Origin of the sequence: Chitinophaga sancti, assembly GCF_034424315.1 — a bacterium.
Classification (GTDB): domain Bacteria; phylum Bacteroidota; class Bacteroidia; order Chitinophagales; family Chitinophagaceae; genus Chitinophaga; species Chitinophaga sancti.
In genome coordinates this window covers 7,168,932-7,185,308 of record NZ_CP139972.1, presented here as the reverse complement: position 1 = coordinate 7,185,308, position 16,377 = coordinate 7,168,932, and the positions used below count along the sequence as shown (strand labels likewise).

General features: G+C 42.6%; 10 protein-coding genes. 5 read left to right on the top strand and 5 right to left on the bottom strand.

The window, feature by feature from the left end; all coding sequences use genetic code 11:
- Positions 1 to 47: 47 nt before the first annotated feature.
- Entirely contained in the window at positions 48 to 1,421 is a 1,374-nt protein-coding gene (locus U0033_RS28395; protein WP_072364556.1) for a 4-alpha-glucanotransferase, read from the top strand.
- Positions 1,422 to 1,714: 293 nt separating this feature from the next.
- Here the strand turns inward: U0033_RS28395 and U0033_RS28390 are convergent, their stop codons facing one another.
- The 4 genes from U0033_RS28390 to U0033_RS28375 all read right to left on the bottom strand — a co-directional run bounded on the left by U0033_RS28390 (position 1,715) and on the right by U0033_RS28375 (position 8,796).
- Positions 1,715 to 3,865, bottom strand: a complete 2,151-nt coding sequence (locus U0033_RS28390; protein ID WP_072364557.1) for a DEAD/DEAH box helicase — start codon at positions 3,863 to 3,865, stop codon at positions 1,715 to 1,717.
- Between the two features lie 4 nt (positions 3,866 to 3,869).
- Positions 3,870 to 6,734 (bottom strand): BREX system ATP-binding domain-containing protein, encoded by a 2,865-nt coding sequence (locus U0033_RS28385; protein ID WP_072364559.1) that lies wholly within the window; start codon positions 6,732 to 6,734, stop codon positions 3,870 to 3,872.
- 343 nt (positions 6,735 to 7,077) lie between these two features.
- Positions 7,078 to 8,544 carry an RICIN domain-containing protein gene (locus U0033_RS28380; RefSeq protein ID WP_072364560.1) on the bottom strand — a complete coding sequence of 489 codons (1,467 nt, stop codon included), beginning with the start codon at positions 8,542 to 8,544 and terminating at the stop codon, positions 7,078 to 7,080.
- Between the two features lie 84 nt (positions 8,545 to 8,628).
- A complete protein-coding gene (locus U0033_RS28375; RefSeq protein ID WP_177318703.1) occupies positions 8,629 to 8,796 on the bottom strand; it encodes a hypothetical protein in 168 nt (55 codons plus the stop codon).
- Between the two features lie 85 nt (positions 8,797 to 8,881).
- Between U0033_RS28375 and U0033_RS28370 the strand changes: the two genes are divergently transcribed.
- Positions 8,882 to 9,214: an MGMT family protein gene (locus U0033_RS28370; RefSeq protein WP_072364562.1), complete on the top strand. Its 333-nt coding sequence runs from the start codon at positions 8,882 to 8,884 to the stop codon at positions 9,212 to 9,214.
- A gap of 82 nt (positions 9,215 to 9,296) precedes the next feature.
- Here the strand turns inward: U0033_RS28370 and U0033_RS28365 are convergent, their stop codons facing one another.
- Positions 9,297 to 12,911 (bottom strand): Ig-like domain-containing protein, encoded by a 3,615-nt coding sequence (locus U0033_RS28365; RefSeq protein ID WP_072364564.1) that lies wholly within the window; start codon positions 12,909 to 12,911, stop codon positions 9,297 to 9,299.
- A gap of 789 nt (positions 12,912 to 13,700) precedes the next feature.
- On the opposite strand from U0033_RS28365, the gene U0033_RS28360 reads away from it, so the two are divergent.
- The 3 genes from U0033_RS28360 (at position 13,701) to U0033_RS28350 (ending at position 16,268) form a co-directional block, all read left to right on the top strand.
- Complete coding sequence (locus U0033_RS28360) at positions 13,701 to 14,318, top strand: DUF6088 family protein (RefSeq protein ID WP_072364566.1); 618 nt, start codon at positions 13,701 to 13,703, stop codon at positions 14,316 to 14,318.
- Positions 14,311 to 15,324: a nucleotidyl transferase AbiEii/AbiGii toxin family protein gene (locus U0033_RS28355; protein WP_072364568.1), complete on the top strand. Its 1,014-nt coding sequence runs from the start codon at positions 14,311 to 14,313 to the stop codon at positions 15,322 to 15,324. Before U0033_RS28360 ends, U0033_RS28355 begins: the two co-directional genes overlap by 8 nt.
- 404 nt (positions 15,325 to 15,728) lie before the next feature.
- On the top strand, positions 15,729 to 16,268 hold the full coding sequence (locus U0033_RS28350; RefSeq protein WP_072364570.1) for a hypothetical protein: 540 nt from the start codon (positions 15,729 to 15,731) through the stop codon (positions 16,266 to 16,268).
- Positions 16,269 to 16,377: the final 109 nt, after the last annotated feature.

The following is a 16,377-nucleotide window of genomic DNA, read 5'->3' as shown; positions in this document are numbered from 1 at the left end:
AATACGCTCTTAACCGGACTGGCACAGAAGTAGCTGTACATTCGCATATGACAACTTTTTCACAACGTAGTGCCGGCATACTCCTCCATATCACCTCACTACCCGGGCCCTTTGGCACCGGCGACTTAGGCCCATCTGCCTATCACTTTGCAGATCAGCTCCACCTTGCAAAGCAACGCTACTGGCAGGTATTACCTGTCAATACCCTCCACCCTGAGCACCTGTCACCATACAGCCCAACCAGCAGTATGGCAGGCGAACCCCTATTGATTAGCCCGGAACTCCTCGCCCGGGAAGGTCTCCTTACCCCAGCCCAACTCAACAAATGCCACCTGCCTATATCGGACAAAGCTAATTTCGAAAAGGCTATCCCCATCAAGGCCGCGCTCCTGGAAATCGCTTACCTGAACTTTTCCCAATCGGAAGATCAGGCAGCTTTTGAACATTACTGCCAGCAGGAAGCCCACTGGCTCAATGAATTTACAGGCCATCCAAGAGAGAAATGGTACCAGTTCAAATTTGATCAGCAATGGTCTGCGCTCAAATCGTATTGCAATGAGAAAGGGATCCTCCTCTTTGGCGACCTCCCTTTTTACATGCATGGCGATGCTGTGGATGTAAAATCACATCCTGGATTCTTTAATCTCAATGGTACCGGCGGCGTGCCACCGGATTACTTCAGCGAAAAAGGTCAATGCTGGAATGTGCCTGTCTATAACTGGGATGCGCTCAAAGCAGACAATTACAGCTGGTGGATCCGCAGGATTCAACGCAACCTGACACGATTCGATCTCCTTCGCCTGGATCATTTCCGTGCCTTCTCTGCTTATTGGGAAATCCCAGCCGGCGAGACCACGGCAGTTAATGGCCAATGGAAACCAGGTCCTGGTGCAAACTTGTTTAATGAATTTCAAAAGCTGTTCCCTGCTATGCCTTTCATTGCGGAAGACCTGGGAACTATCGATGAACCGGTAAGAGCCTTGCAGGAACAGTTCAATTTAAAAGGCATGCGTGTATTACAATTCGGTTTTGGTGATGACATGGCTAAAAGTGATCATGTTCCCCATCATTTCGTTAGCAATGTAGTAGCGGTAACGGGTACGCATGATAATAATACTACCCGTGGGTGGTATGAAGAAGATGCTGATCGCAATACAAGGTTAAACTTAGGGCAATATACAGGCATACAGATAACAGGTAAAAAAGTGCCCCGGATCCTGGGCAGGATGGCATATGCTTCGGTAGCGAATATTGTGATACTTCCTATGCAGGATGTGTTGGAATTACCTGCAAATGCCCGAATGAATCATCCTTCCGGTAGTCATAAAAACTGGAAGTGGAGAATGCTGCCGGGGGAATTTAAGAAGAAGGAAATAAAGCGATTGAGGAAGTGGGTGAAATTGTATGACCGGGAGGAATAAATTCATAGATTTTACTTTTGGGGAATATTGATTTATCTGGCGTGGATACGGCAAACCCGAGGATTGATATTAATGGGTTAAAGACTACTGCGCAGAATTTGCGGTGCTTGAAATTTACGGATAAATTGATACCGGAGAGAGGAAGCACGGTGCTTAATTATGCGGATAAGGTGGTATTTTGATCGGTAAAATCAGTGGATGGAGAGAAGGCGAAGTGCCTGGTAAAGCCTATTATGAATGTGATGAAATAAAAGAAGTCCATCTTCACCAATGGACTTCTTTTATTTACTTATTTAATAATCTATTACGCCCAAATTCAACTCCCTTATCAGGCCCGCAACATCCATATCCTTTTCGATAATAGTTCGCTTCTTCAGATCATCAGAAAGACATTCGGAAAATTTCGAAAACCATTTGGGATTTAGATTAGCTTCTATTTGAGATCTTACTTCAATTTCAGACTTATTCAATATTCCAATCATCAGCTCATACACCTTTTCACTCAAACTAGCCAAATGCTCCTTAGCAGTTATCACCAGATACCTATAATCGTAGCTCACAGTACCATCAATTTCTGACAGCAGATATGTATGTACAGCTCTATTAATCTTATCCCCTGAAAAATTCCATAAATATACTCTTCCCAACTCTTCTGAAACGTCCATTATCCAATGTCCTTTTTCCCATTCCAACTCTTTATAAGTGTTTCTTTGCGCATCAAACATTCTTTTTGCCTGTACATCTAAAAATTCAAGGTCATCCTCACCCATCAGCAATTTTCCAATTTCCTGCGCCAATTCAAACGGAACATCAAAACTACTGATTGTCTTCCATTTAGGAGCAATACCCGTCTCATTTCTCTTTACAGATACCTGTTGTGTTTCATGATCAATCTTGATTGTATCCCATTCCTGCCCACCTAGAACAAAAATAAAGGGCATTGGTTGATTCCTTGCGAATCCGGAGTCCAGTGTACCTATAACCCTTTTCCCGTCCACTACAGTGTACATTGGGCCTGTATCAAATATTGCAAATAAACGCTTCCAGTTTGCCCGTAGAAACTGCTTCTCCGTTTTCTCACTGGTTAATAAAATATTCCCCTGAACCACCCTCAGATAATCTTCTGTTATCATATAGTCTATCAGGGTCTGTAACTCCTCCTTTGTAATCTTACTAAACGAATGTACCCTTGTAAACACAGACCACATCTGATCCGCAGTAGCGCCGTGGTTTTGAAGAATATAGCAAATAAATTGGTGTGCCAAAATATGAAATGCCTTCGTTGGAAATAATATAGCTTCAGAGTTACGTTTTAGTCCAAGCGAGATGCAACCAATGATAATTGGCAATTGCTCCTGATCAGCACACAATCCTCTGAAAAATTGTGCTTTGCCTGGTCGTCTGCCGGTTCTACCAACCCTTTGCAAAAAAGATCCGGAACTGGTCAAATCGCCAATTTGAATTACTTGATCCAGGTCTCCTATATCAATTCCGAGTTCCAATGTGGAAGTACTGATAATGGCATCTAGCGTTTCCAAATCCTTACTCTTTATCGAATTCTCAGCCTCCTCTCTTAGATCCTTACTAACAGAAGAATGATGCGTTTTCACTCTAACAGGAAATCTGGATTGTAAGCGGATATTTCTTTCATTAATTCGGGCAGCAGTATCTTCACACAGGGTTCTGGATCGCTCAAAAACAATAGACTTCTTTCTTATAAGTAAATTATAAAGATGGTCCTGCATGCCGCTCCCATCATCCATAAAAAAGTGAAGCTTAAAATCTCTTTCTTTCGAATTATTTCCGGCTACTTTGATACTCCTACCTCCTAAGCGATCGCCCATCATCCACTGTAATAATCCTTCAGGATTACCAATAGTAGCGGTGACTGCAATTCGCTGAGGATCCTCATCAGTATAGGCACATATTCTTTCCAGTAAGGAAAGTAAATGTGATCCTCTTTCTGTTAACGCAAAATAGTGCGCTTCATCTATTACAATCGTTTCCAAACTGGAAAAAATATCAGCCTTGTTCGCTTTTCTTAATAAAATTGCTTCTAATGATTCCGGAGTAGTTAATAATATATCAGCAGGAAACAATATTTGCTGAATTTTATCGGCTTGACTTACATCTCCATGCCATTTAAAAGCATCCAAATAACAACGCTTCGCATAAGGGATTACCCTCAGGGCCAAATCATTCAATAACGCTTTCAATGGGGCTATATATAAGACCCTAAATCCAACCTTTCGTTGTCCTGATAATCTAGTAAGTAATGGGAATAGCACCGCCTCCGTTTTCCCTCCGGAAGTCGGTGCTTCAATTGTACAACTCTCTTTGTTATAAATAGGGTCAAATGCTGCTTTCTGGATATCGGTTAAATCGGGCCATTTTTTATCCTTAACAAAATCCTGCAACCTTGGATGTAATTTATGAAATGCCATCTCCTCAATTTGAATTAACAGAATCTACCAACGCAGAATCAAAAATGTTTTTTTTCAAAAACTGTGATAAATAAACTCCTTTATTTTCTTCACATAGGTCGAGCATCTGAATAAACTCTCTTAATATGGGCCTTGGCTTTCTATCAATACTTTCTCCTCCAAACATGGTCCACTCCTCAATCAGTTTCAGAATTGATGTGTCATCTGCATAGTGATTCGCATCCCATCCATATGCGATACCGTATAAATCCCGGATTTTAAATATTACATGGGATAAACGTTCTGAATCCAGGGCCTCAAGGCTAATAATAGGCTGGCGCATTGCCACCAGTTTGTCATGTGTATAAAGAGGTAATACCCGTTCTGCTAATGCTTCATAGCTCTTAATTCCAAATCTTTCATCTTCAAAGAACTCATCTGTACCGGTAAATATAATAAGACAACCAGGAAGTGCATTCCTTCCGGCCTCGTCAATGAGGAGTCGAAGTGTTTCTAAAGCCATCTCACGCTGCCTTGCCTGCGGGAACTTTCTTACCAGTTCCAACTCATCAACAAGTAATAACAACCCCTTGTAGCTAGCACCATTTATTATCTCCAATAAGGCACGCATTCTCGGGAAAACATTGTTTGATTCAAGTATACCCTTTACCCCTATATCCCTAAGCGCTTGGGCTGAGAGAGATCTGCTCCCCATTATCCATGCAACCGCATTTGACACTAACTCCAAATTTCCGGTTACTTTACCTTCATAGAAGGCTCGCAATGCTTGTGAAAATCCAGGTTCAATATCATTTAGATTCGCTAACTCGACTTCAATAGACTTTTCTACAATCTTAATTAGTTTCTCAGAATTATCCCCGTTAGAGATATCAATTCCTTCTATTCTAGCGGTCTTGTTATGTACGTTTAATAACCAGGATTCCAGAATATCTACCAAGGCACCTGAGTCCGTTTTTTCGGGTGTTCGAAGTCCATTTATTACCCCTGAAAAAAATATAGGGAGATCAGACAATGGCTGATCATGACTAATATTCATAAATGATACAGCAAACTCATTGTTTAGTGCAAACTCTCTTAACCATGAGCAAAGAAACGTTTTACCTGAGCCATACTGGCCCTTTATAAATTTAAAATGAGTTTTATTAGCATTTACTTCCATGAGTATATCTGAGAGATGCTTTCTTGCAGTCTGCTGTCCTACCATCAAAAGATCTAAATTATGTTTAGGTACTACACCATGACGTAAAGCATCAATAATATCACGGGCTGACTTCTTTTCTAAAATCTGGCTATCGGCAATATCATTTGCCGTCCATTGATAAATATTGTTATTCTGTATGCTCTTAATTTGGATATATTGCTTATTATCTCTTCTCAATTTAGCAATCAACTCTGCCATGTGGGCTTTATGAAGAAACCAACCCAACCGGTGCTTTTGCACTATTCTGGTTAAATCCTGTTCTGTAATGGATTTAGCGTCTTTCAAAATGGCCAGTACTATTTTTTCTCCATATGAATAATTGGGGAATTTACTGTTAACCTCATCCCATGCTATAGGTAACGCTACTGGTTCACTATTTGAAACCGGTATAAATGAACCAATTGTATTTGTAACTAATGCGGGTACTTCATTTATTACGACAGGTAATTCATTAGTTGTAATAGCCACTACAGGCACATAATCCAATAAGCGACCAACCAGTTCCTGCTTTGATCCGGTTACCGCCAGATTAAATTTGCGGCACAGTTGACTCAAATCTTCTTTCCTTAAAAGACTAAAAATTGATCGCTCAGACATATAGCTATCCATCACACGCTTGATCTTCTCTTCTTTCGAACCACTTGTCATCAAATCATTCTGCCGAAGAATATCATACAATTGCTGAATGGTCAGAACATTTAACATCTTTGCATATACCTCCTGCATCATTTCTCTTGGTTCATACTCAGGAGGAGCCCCTGGAGCCACAGTCTCCAATTCTTGTAACTTTAAATCCATTTCATCATCGAAGAACCGAATAATATTCGCAATGACTGTACTTTTTGATCCTGCCACAGGAATATTTTCATGTCTGCATATTTCCCTAAGTTCTTCAAGATTAAAATAACCCAATACGTCAGACACAGGAATGAGACTACCCAGGATCCGACCAATCAATATATCTTTAGTTCCACCAACATTCAACTGATAATGACCTAATAGCAAAGCCAGGTCCTCCCGTTTAAAACAATTAAGTAATCGCTTGTAAGGTTCATCCATCAACTCAATACCGAATGTCTTCCTGATTGGAATAGCAACATCATCAGCTATCACATATTTGTTATCATGTGTAAGGACTATGCCCGTAGTTAGTAAAAAGTTTCTCGCGGCAAAATACTCCTGCTCAATATTCCAGAGATCAAGTATGGATGTATGATGCATAAGCACAAAATGCTCGCGGTCCCAAACACCAAGCTCCGATTTTACCAGTTCCAGAATATTCGCCTCACTTTTATCAATTAACCCATCATTTTCCCATGCACGTTTCAATATTTTAATATATAGCTTAGGATTTTTATCCGCAAGGGAGGTATCCTGATCAGCTCTGGCAGATAACTCCTTAACATGAATTAACACCTTAGACCTGAAGTCTTCAATATCCATCATAAATGATGGTGATTGAAGAATAAGGTTCAATATAGCAAAAGCCGGAGGCCTGGAATATAATATCTTGTCTGATATATATGATTGGGAACTGAGGGCCGAAATAATTTCCTGAACAATGACTGATTGAGGTAATCTAAGGCTAATCGCTTCATCTATTTTATCGGAGGAAAGTTGGTCTAACGATGCGGTGTCGTAACTTTCCAGGATACTGAGTAGTTTCATAAACGCTCGTGTTTTGTAGTAAAAAGAAATATAATATACTCGAACAATATATCTGAGGTCGCTATTCTTTTAGGGATTATTGCATTCTATTCTATAATAGGGAACCAGCTTAATAGCAATTAAAGAATTTAAGCCACAGCAGTTTCTAAATTATAATTACAATTTAGGTATTTGCATAACAAAAACAAAGAAATTGCATTATACCTGGTACCTCATACCCATTTCTCCTTCCAAAAAACACTATTACATTTTTTTTTATAAAACATGTTACTTATTACTTACTAGTGCTATCCACAATAAACCTGCATCCCGTCAGTAATGCTCCGACAGGATGCAGATATATTTACAAAGCCGTTATCTGCCACTGCTGGTTCCCCCCGCTATTCCAATTCCACTGTATCATTCCTGCCCCATTCGCCGTAGACGCCGCATTCACATCCAGCGCAAACCCACTATTTCTATTCAACACCTTATAATACCCAAACCCAATATCAATCACCTGCCACTGCTGGTTCGTACCACCTGAATAATCATACTGTATAAGGCCCGCACCCGCTGTCGCAGACGCCCCATTCACATCCAAAGCCTTTGCACTATTCCTGTTAATCACAGACTGATAATTACTCCCCAACGCATTAAACGTCCACTGCTGGTTGGTGCCACCCCAATAATCCCACTGATCAATTGCCGCACTATTCGCGGTAGACTGATTATACACCTCCAGTGATTTGCCACTGTTCTTATTAATCACCTTGTAATAAGTACCCGCTGTAAAAGATGCATACGGCGGTGTAATCGTTCCTGTACCCCACGCATATTTCAGCCTGGTCAAACCAGACGTATTATTTGTTGTCAATGCAGAACCTGTAGCAGTGAACATACTATAAGTATCCCCCGTTCTTAAGCCCGGCCAGTATACACATCCCACCCCCAGATCATGCAAGGTATTCGTCATTCCCTGCAAATAAGTGTTATTCACATTAGAACCAGGTGCCCCCGTATAATTCGTTCCATCCGTCATCACAGTACCAAATTCCGTCACAATCGTTCTTGTAGGATAAGACAAGGATTTCACCGGCTGCTCCCAATCTGCTGTCGTTGTTTTGCTGCTTTCAAACCAGGTGTAATCGTGGAATGATAATAGACAACTATCAAAACGTGCATCTGCTCCAATCGTATTTACGTCAGAAGAATAGCCCGTTCCATCTAATACAAACCTGTTTTTAGGCAAACCAGGATAGCGGTTCACAAAGGTGTTGTAAAGTGTTTTCAAATCAGTTGCACTATACCCGTGCGGTTCATTGAAAAACTCAAAATACACCAGTGTATTTGACCTGTAATTCGCAACAATCGTATCCCACATCCGCCAGAATGTAGTCGTATTGTCAATAAGGCCATCGCGGGAGGAAGACCCTTCCCAGTAGCCTAAAAGCACCTTCATATTTTTGGAAACAGCTTTGTCAATTGCACCTTTGTAAGTAGACCAGAAAGTACTGTTAACTGTTGATGGATTGACCGGTAACCGGACGGTGTTTGCACCGGCAGCGACAAAGCCATTGAGGATGTAGTCGGCCTTGGTTTGCATACTGGCGTAGGTTTCTGTGGATACCGTGCCGGAAAGGATCAGTGCATCATCGGCAAAGTTGTCTCTGCTATCCGCCCAGTTTACACCTTTGAAATCACCGGAGGTGACAGCAACAGCTACAACAGCAGCGGAGTTAGACATTTTGAGTGACGACAGATCTGCCTGCTCTTTATTGCAGGCAAAGGCGAGCATTGCACTCGCAATGAAGGCTAATTTGGTTTTCATAAACGTGAGAATTAATTGTATAATTTACAATTAAAAATGGGATTGAAGAAATCAATTTAGTGATTGGGGATTTGAATGAATTGATCAACGGTTGACACTGAATGAAATTCCGGGGTAAGGGTTGCCTGCTGCATAATGAATAAAATTCCAGGTAAGGGTTGCCTGCAGTATCCTGAATGAAATTCCGGGGTAAGGGTTGCTTGCTGCATAATGAATGAATTCCAGGTTTTGTTTGCCTACACTGCGCAGCATGAAACATCAAATAATAAAAACATCTTATATCTCATTTACTGCCAATAACCCCCATGATTTCCCTCATGTTTCCTACATTTGAAAAATGCAAAACGATCCGGACTTCAACAAACTCGTCTTCGACATCGCCCGCTCCATTCCCAAAGGCCGTGTCACCTCCTATGGCGCTATTGCCAAAGCCCTCGGTAAAGGCAACCTTTCCCGCATGGTAGGCCGGGCCATGGGATTAATACACGGAGAAAAACCACCCGTACCCTTTCAGAGAGTTGTAAACAGCCAGGGGCAATTAACCGGTGATCCAGGCGGTATTGCCAACAGGAAAAAACTATTAGAGAAAGAAGGCGTGGAAGTGAAGAATGATAAAGTGGTAAACTTTAGAAAGATCTTCTGGGATCCATCTGAAGAGATTGATATTTAAAATTCAAAAATGGCACATTACCTGCTTTCCATGCAAAAAGACGGTATCAGCTTTGCCCCCCGATACAGCCTTTTAGAATTTACTACCTCGTCACCACCACACTACCACTCTGCTCCACATGCTTACCCTCCGATGTTACCGCACTAATCATATACACATAGGCCCCCAATGGTGCCTGCTGCCCCTTCTGCACCCCATTCCATCCCTCACCAATATCATGACTTTCAAACACCAGCTGCCCCACCCTGTTAAATACCCTCATCACAAATGCCAGCGGGATATCCGATGTCTTCACCCTAAACACATCATTCAACCCATCCCCATTCGGTGAAAATGCCGTAGGCAGTATATAATAGATCTTACAATCCGGACTTAATCCAAGATACACATCCGCAGTTCCCACACAACCATTTCCATCCGTTCCCGTCACTGTATATTTCATATCCCCTCTAAACGTCGCCGTCACACGATCTCCCTTACCGGAAGATAAATACCCCGCCGGACTCCACTCATACGTCTCCGCTCCCGCCGCTCTCAGTGTAACCGTATCATTGATACAATAATTCCCCGTCACCGGCGTCACCGTTATCTCCGGTGCCAACCCCACAGACACCAGTTTCTCTACCTTCGATTCACAAGCCCCGTCATAAGTCGTCAATGTAACCGTATAGGTTCCCGGATCTCTCCACAACACCTTATAAGGCCCCGGATCATTTCCCGTTACCGCTATCGCATTATAGAAATTCCATGTGTAAATCGCGGTGCTTGAGCCGTCCGGCAACAGGGTCACCGTCATCGGTGAACCCGCACATCCGCCCTTCGTTGTAAAATCTGGCTGCGGAGTCTTCACCACCGTCACCACCAATGGTGCCCTGGCACTCTCACACCCATCCGTCTGACTTACATAATAAATAGTCGTTCCAGTTACCAGCGTTGAAGGGGTAGGTGCTGCAGCAGATCCTGTACCTCCCGTAGCCGTTGTATACCACATCAATGAAGTTCCACCTGCTTCCAGTGGCGTCGCCGTTGCATATTGACAAAGCGTCAACGGACTCACCACCGGCGAAGTCGAAGTATTTATCGTTACCGTCAGTGCCGCACGCTCACTCTCACATCCCGCTGTCTGCGTTACATAGTAAGTAGTAGACCCGGTCGCTAATGTAACAGGTATCGGCGCGGAAGCAGATCCTGTTCCACCGGCAGCCGCGGTATACCACTTCAATGCCGTACCCGTTGCCGTTAATGGTGGCACCGTTTCATTCAGACAATAAGCTATATCCGATACTACAGGTATTGCAGGCTGTGCATTCACTGTTACGGTCAGGGCCGCACGATTGCTCTCACAACCACCTGCATCCTGCTGCGTAACATAATAAGTAGTCGCACCAACCGCTACCGTAGATGGCGTCGGTGCCACCGAAGTTCCCGTTCCACCTGTAGCCGTGGTATACCAAAGTAAATTCGTGCCTGATGCAGACAACATACTGGCCACTGCATTCTGGCAATAAGTCAGATCATGTGTAACAGGCGGTGTTGCCTGGCTACCTATAGTCACGTTGAGGGCTGCACGATCACTTTCACACACTGTATTTTGAGACACATAATAAGTAGTCGTACCATTCGCAGCTGTAGATGGTGTCGGTGCTACCGAAGTACCTGTAGCCGCTGCTATGGAGGTATACCACATCAGGTTAGTACCTGTAGCTGTCAGCGGTGCTGCCGTTGACCCCATACAATAAGTAATATCCGCTGCCACTGGTGCAGCTGGTATCGCATTCACAATTACATTCAATGCAGCACGACCACTTTCGCATCCCACATTCTGCGACACATAATAGGTCGTCGTTCCCACCGCATTTGTCAGCGGCGTAGGCGCTGCACTCACGCCCGTATTCCCTGTAGGTGTATTATACCAAAGCAAAGATGTTCCTACGGCTGTCAAAGGCACTGTCAGTGAGCCCTCACAATAAGTCACATCCGCAACCACCGGTAAAGGCGGATTATTCGTTACCGTTACCAACAAGGGTGTACGTGCACTTTCACAACTACCCGCCTCCGTTTGCGTCACGTAGTAATAAGTATTTCCATTCACAGCAGTAGCCGGCGTAGGTGCCACGGCCAGTGCCGTTCCGCCGGAAGCAGAAGTATACCATTTCAGGTTCGTACCTGTAGCCGTAAGGGCTACTGCTGTTGCACCGGTACAATAGGTTACATCTGTTGCAACAGGTGCAGCAGATGCCGGTGTTACCGTTACCATCAATGGTGAACGGACACTCTCACATTCTCCAATAAGCGTTTGCGTTACATAGTAATAAGTATCCCCGGCTGCAGTTGTCAAAGGCGTAGGCGCTGTAGCAGATCCTGTTCCACCGGAAGCTGAAGTATACCACAGCAATGAAGTTCCCGTAGCCACCAGCGGCGTGGCAGTCATATTCTGACAAAAGTATTGTGTAGCCACCGTCGGCGCTACTGATATCGTCTTTGTCGATTCATAGATCCCCATATCCACCGTCTTCACCACACGGGGATTCCCGTCATAATCCGTTGAACTGCTACCCACAGCAGTCAGGATCGTCGCATCTATCACAGGTGAACAGGCAGCCACATGAAAATCATATCCTGGTCCATCTGCAAACTGCGGATCAGTGTTAATATTCGTGGCAGGTAGATTGGCATCATCCACATAAATATCACTATCATGCCAGGTAATATTTGCATCGCTGAAATTTGAAGCACCATACTTTGCCCCCAATCTCCAAATGATCGCAAACTCTATATAAGGCCCGCCCGTTGCACCATTTGCAAGTGAGTTATACACCAGGTCTTCTCCATTTTCCCAGAATACTACGTTATCCATCCAGGGTCTGTGCTGGGTAGTAGTACCATCCAGTATATTGGCGATCACAGCACCATGCCCTGAAGTTGCCTTATTCCCGATGAAAATACTATTGTCGGTATAGTCATTCCCCACACATGCTCCATGGTAACAAATAGCAATTGCACCACCCGCAGTATTAGCAGTATTTTCAATAAAAATACATTTTGATACCCTGGTACCTAAATAAGGCTGAACCCCGGTAGCAGCTATCCCCAAAGCGCCAAAACCGGCACCGTATATCGCATAGTTATTTGTAAACGTACAGTTTACAACAGTCGCCGCCACAGTAGTGGCCGCAGATACCGAAGCATCTGTAAACAAACTTACACCAGCACCTGTGTTATACTGGTTAGGCGTCAACGTTGGAAAGCCATAATCTGCCTGACCATCCCTGATCGTCACACCATCTACAAGTGCGTTGATGATACGCACCACGTTGTAAGAGTTATCACCCGCCATACCCGCAGCCCCGATATCACCACTCAGGATCGTCACATTTGTTTTCCAGTTCCGCTGCGAAAGCAATACCTCTGTACCAACAAATCCTCCATAAATAACCTGCGATGGTTTGGGTGCAAAAGCAATAGTTCTGTCTCCCGTAGTTGTAGGCAGGTAGGTACCCTGCGCCACCCAGAATGTATCTGCCTGGTTTCCCGCAGCTAATGCAGCCGCCAGGTCATTGTATGCCGTTGCCCAGCTACTTCCGGTACCCGGTGTAGGGTTATTTACGTTTACATAAATACGATTGAAAGAATAAGCCGCTTGCGCAGGAAACAATGCAATAATCATCCCCAGGCACAGGATCTTTAGTTTGGACATTAGTTATCTGATTAAGATTCAGGGTTGTAGTGTTGCTCCTAAAAGTTGGCGTTCCCCTCTGGACAAATGTAATCTAATATTTATATTTTTTTACATTTATAGCGGATCAATTTGCATTTTCAGTCCTGGGGAAAAACAACTGCCAATACGCGCTGCCGCTCATCATTATAAAGTTCTGCAAGCGAAATTCCGTTCATCATGGCAGCAAAAAAACGCTTTAGAAGCATTTACGATTAGTTCCATTTATAGGTAGGTATCCTTACAGGCATAGCTGTCTTCATCATTGCATTTACAGGTTGCCTGTTGATGGATGAGCAGAAGATCAAACTAAATAATTCAGTATGCTTCCTGCTGGCATATTTTCGCCCCTGTTCAAAGCATACTCCTGCCTCTTTCTGAAATTATATATACAGATCAAATTACAGCGCCTGACAAAGAATATCATCGTTTCTGTTACTATGAAGATGATATAACGGTAAAAATTTCCAGGGGCCACTTTGCTTCGATCATGAATGCAATTCCCATGCAGAAAAGATCTTACTCACTTGGAACTATGAACATTTTTTTGCCTTTATAGAAGAAGGATACACCTCATTATGGATGTCGCCATAGATGGGTGAAAAGGTTGTCAACCGGGTTGGCATTCTTTCTTTTTGCTGATAACAGGCATGATCCTGTGGCAGATGTCATTCACAGGCCCCATCATTTATTACAACCAGTTATAAATTTGGCTAAAATTATAACTAGTTATAAATTTATCAGGATTTTATAACTAAATCCCATTATAAAATGCCAGTTGCAGTAAGAACCCAAATTAAAGATCTAATAATTGAAATGGGGCAGGGAAATATTTTCTTCCCGACAGATTTCTTCCATCTGGGATCTGTGGCTGCTGTTAACATGGCACTTTCAAGGTTGGCCACAGCCGGTTTTATTTTAAGACTTGGTATGGGGATTTATACCTATCCTAAGATGGATCCGGTGATAGGCATTCTACGTCCATCCCTGGAAGAAATAGCCTTGGCAATAGCTAATAAAGAACAGGTAACAATCAGGCCAACCGGCGCGACTGCCTTGTTAAAATTAGGATTATCAACACAGGTGCCAACGAAGATAATATACCTTACTAATGGCAGTTCCCGGCAAATAGAAGTTGGCAGAGGGGAGATCGTATTTAAAAAAACTACACCAAAGATCCTGGCTATCAAAAATGACCTTATTTTTTTGGCCGTGCAGGCAATGTTAACATTAGGTAAGGGAAATGTTACGGAAGAGGTCGTAATGCAACTTAAGAACAGATTAGAAAACCTGGACCCAAGCCAAATTATTGAAGATGCCAAACTTGCACCGGATTGGGTCAGGCAAATCCTGTTCAAAATCAAAAATGACTTAGCCGGAAATGGTTGAATGGTTGCTTTTAAAAGAAAATCAGAAGAAAGACATATTAAATCAGGTCGGTGCTATGACGGCATTACCAGTCAATGCTATCGAAAAGGATTGGTGGGTTACACTCACTTTAAAAGCCTGCTATGCATCTCAATATGGGAAAAACCTGGTCTTTAAGGGAGGAACTTCGTTAAGTAAAGCCTGGAAGCTGATAGAAAGATTTTCGGAAGACATCGACCTGGTACTGGATAGAGAAGTTCTTGGATATAAAGGAGAACTTAATAAAACAAAAATCAAACACCTTCGTAAAGACACATCATCACTTATAGCCGGTACATTCCGGAAAGTGCTGCAGGAAACTATAATAGATATGGGCATTGACCCTGCTTTATTTGAAATTCATGTTGCCGAAGGTGGAGGGTCAGACAGAGATCCGCAGGTACTTATTTTAAATTATAAAAGTGTAATAGAACCTTCCGGTAATTATCTGGCAGACAGAGTTAAAATTGAAATAGGATGCAGGTCATTATTGGAACCTGCTCATACCATGCCCATCCACTCAATAATTGGCGAAACTTTACCAGATCTGCCATTCTCAGGAAAACCTTTCAACATTCTTACAGTGGATCCACAGCGAACCATGCTCGAAAAGATGTTTTTGCTTCACGAGGAATTCAGTAAGATACCGGATAAAGTAAGAAATGATCGTATGTCCAGGCATTTATATGACCTCAATAGGTTAATGGATACCGAATACGGATTCAAAGCAGTTACTGATATAGAAATGTATAAGTTTATTGTAAACCATAGAAAAAAATATACATCCATAAACGGATTGGACTACGACAACCATTTACCACAAACAATCAATTTCATCCCTCCTATGAATGTTTCAGCAGCATGGGAAAGAGATTATAATCAAATGCAGGAAATGATGATTTATGGCCCTGCACCAACTTATCCGGCTCTAATTAAAAGAATGGAAGAACTAAAAGCAAGGCTTAGTCAACTTGTAATAAAAATTTAAATTTCCCCGATCCATACAATGACCAATTTTAATAGATAACCCATAAAATATACATCTCCATCATCATATCCACCTCCCCATGTGCATAAGGCAAATTATACACCATTCTTTACATACTCAAATTTATAGCGGAAACCTTAATCCTGTTAACATTTTGCGATGGGCCTAAGGCGTTATTAACATCCTCCAGCAGGTCAAAAATGTCCAATTAAACACACCATCTTTTGCCCTCTCATAGTAAGATAACATCATTCCACCATTATTAAACCAACACTTGATCGACACTTCATTATCTAACCCATAATAAGGTCATAAATTAATGATATTTTCTTATCAATTTAGCAAACTCCTCGCCTAAAATCCGTACATTCAATTCATTGTTTTTAACCTCAAAATAATTGTATATGGCCCTTGTAAAAGGCAACGTACTACTTCAATATGTGAAGGGTACAATTGGTAATGAGATTACCATCTACGAGCGAAATGGTCAAATTATCATAGCCAAAAAACGCCGGAAATCCAACAAAAAACCTACGCAGAAACAAAAGGAAGTGAGATGGAAAATGCGGGTAGCAAGTGCATATGCAAAGGCTATCCTCCGGGATCCTCAGATCAAGGCCTACTATAAGTCCATGGCCGGCCCGGGCCAGAATGCCTATAATATGGCAGTGAAGGATGCATTCCACTCCCCTGAAATTCAAAACCTCCAATTAGCGGAAAGCACCGTGGTTGTAAGTGCTAAAAACGAGTTCCGGCTTGCGGAAGTAAGGGTGCAGGTTCTTGATAAAGATGGGAAAACAGTTGAAAGTGGCAGAGCTGTACCGGCAAAGAATGGAATAGATTGGGAATATAAGATAGCTCATCTTCCACAAAAAGGGAGGATAAAAGTTGCCGTGGAAGACCTGCCCGGGAATGTGAGTGAGCGACAGCTATTGCTGGAATAAATGCGAAGATTTTTATGAAGGTATAATGAAAAGAAATGCTGTTCTGTTAGGAACAGTAAGTATCCTATTGCTGGTAAGAAAATAAAGTACCCTTGTCTGGAAAGCCTTT

Coding starts and splice junctions, on each gene's coding strand:
- U0033_RS28395 (WP_072364556.1), top strand. CDS start 48: ATGACAACTTTTTCACAACGTAGTGCCGGCATACTCCTCCATATCACC.
- U0033_RS28390 (WP_072364557.1), bottom strand. CDS start 3,865: ATGGCATTTCATAAATTACATCCAAGGTTGCAGGATTTTGTTAAGGAT.
- U0033_RS28385 (WP_072364559.1), bottom strand. CDS start 6,734: ATGAAACTACTCAGTATCCTGGAAAGTTACGACACCGCATCGTTAGAC.
- U0033_RS28380 (WP_072364560.1), bottom strand. CDS start 8,544: ATGAAAACCAAATTAGCCTTCATTGCGAGTGCAATGCTCGCCTTTGCC.
- U0033_RS28375 (WP_177318703.1), bottom strand. CDS start 8,796: ATGCTGCGCAGTGTAGGCAAACAAAACCTGGAATTCATTCATTATGCA.
- U0033_RS28370 (WP_072364562.1), top strand. CDS start 8,882: ATGCAAAACGATCCGGACTTCAACAAACTCGTCTTCGACATCGCCCGC.
- U0033_RS28365 (WP_072364564.1), bottom strand. CDS start 12,911: ATGTCCAAACTAAAGATCCTGTGCCTGGGGATGATTATTGCATTGTTT.
- U0033_RS28360 (WP_072364566.1), top strand. CDS start 13,701: ATGCCAGTTGCAGTAAGAACCCAAATTAAAGATCTAATAATTGAAATG.
- U0033_RS28355 (WP_072364568.1), top strand. CDS start 14,311: ATGGTTGAATGGTTGCTTTTAAAAGAAAATCAGAAGAAAGACATATTA.
- U0033_RS28350 (WP_072364570.1), top strand. CDS start 15,729: ATGGCCCTTGTAAAAGGCAACGTACTACTTCAATATGTGAAGGGTACA.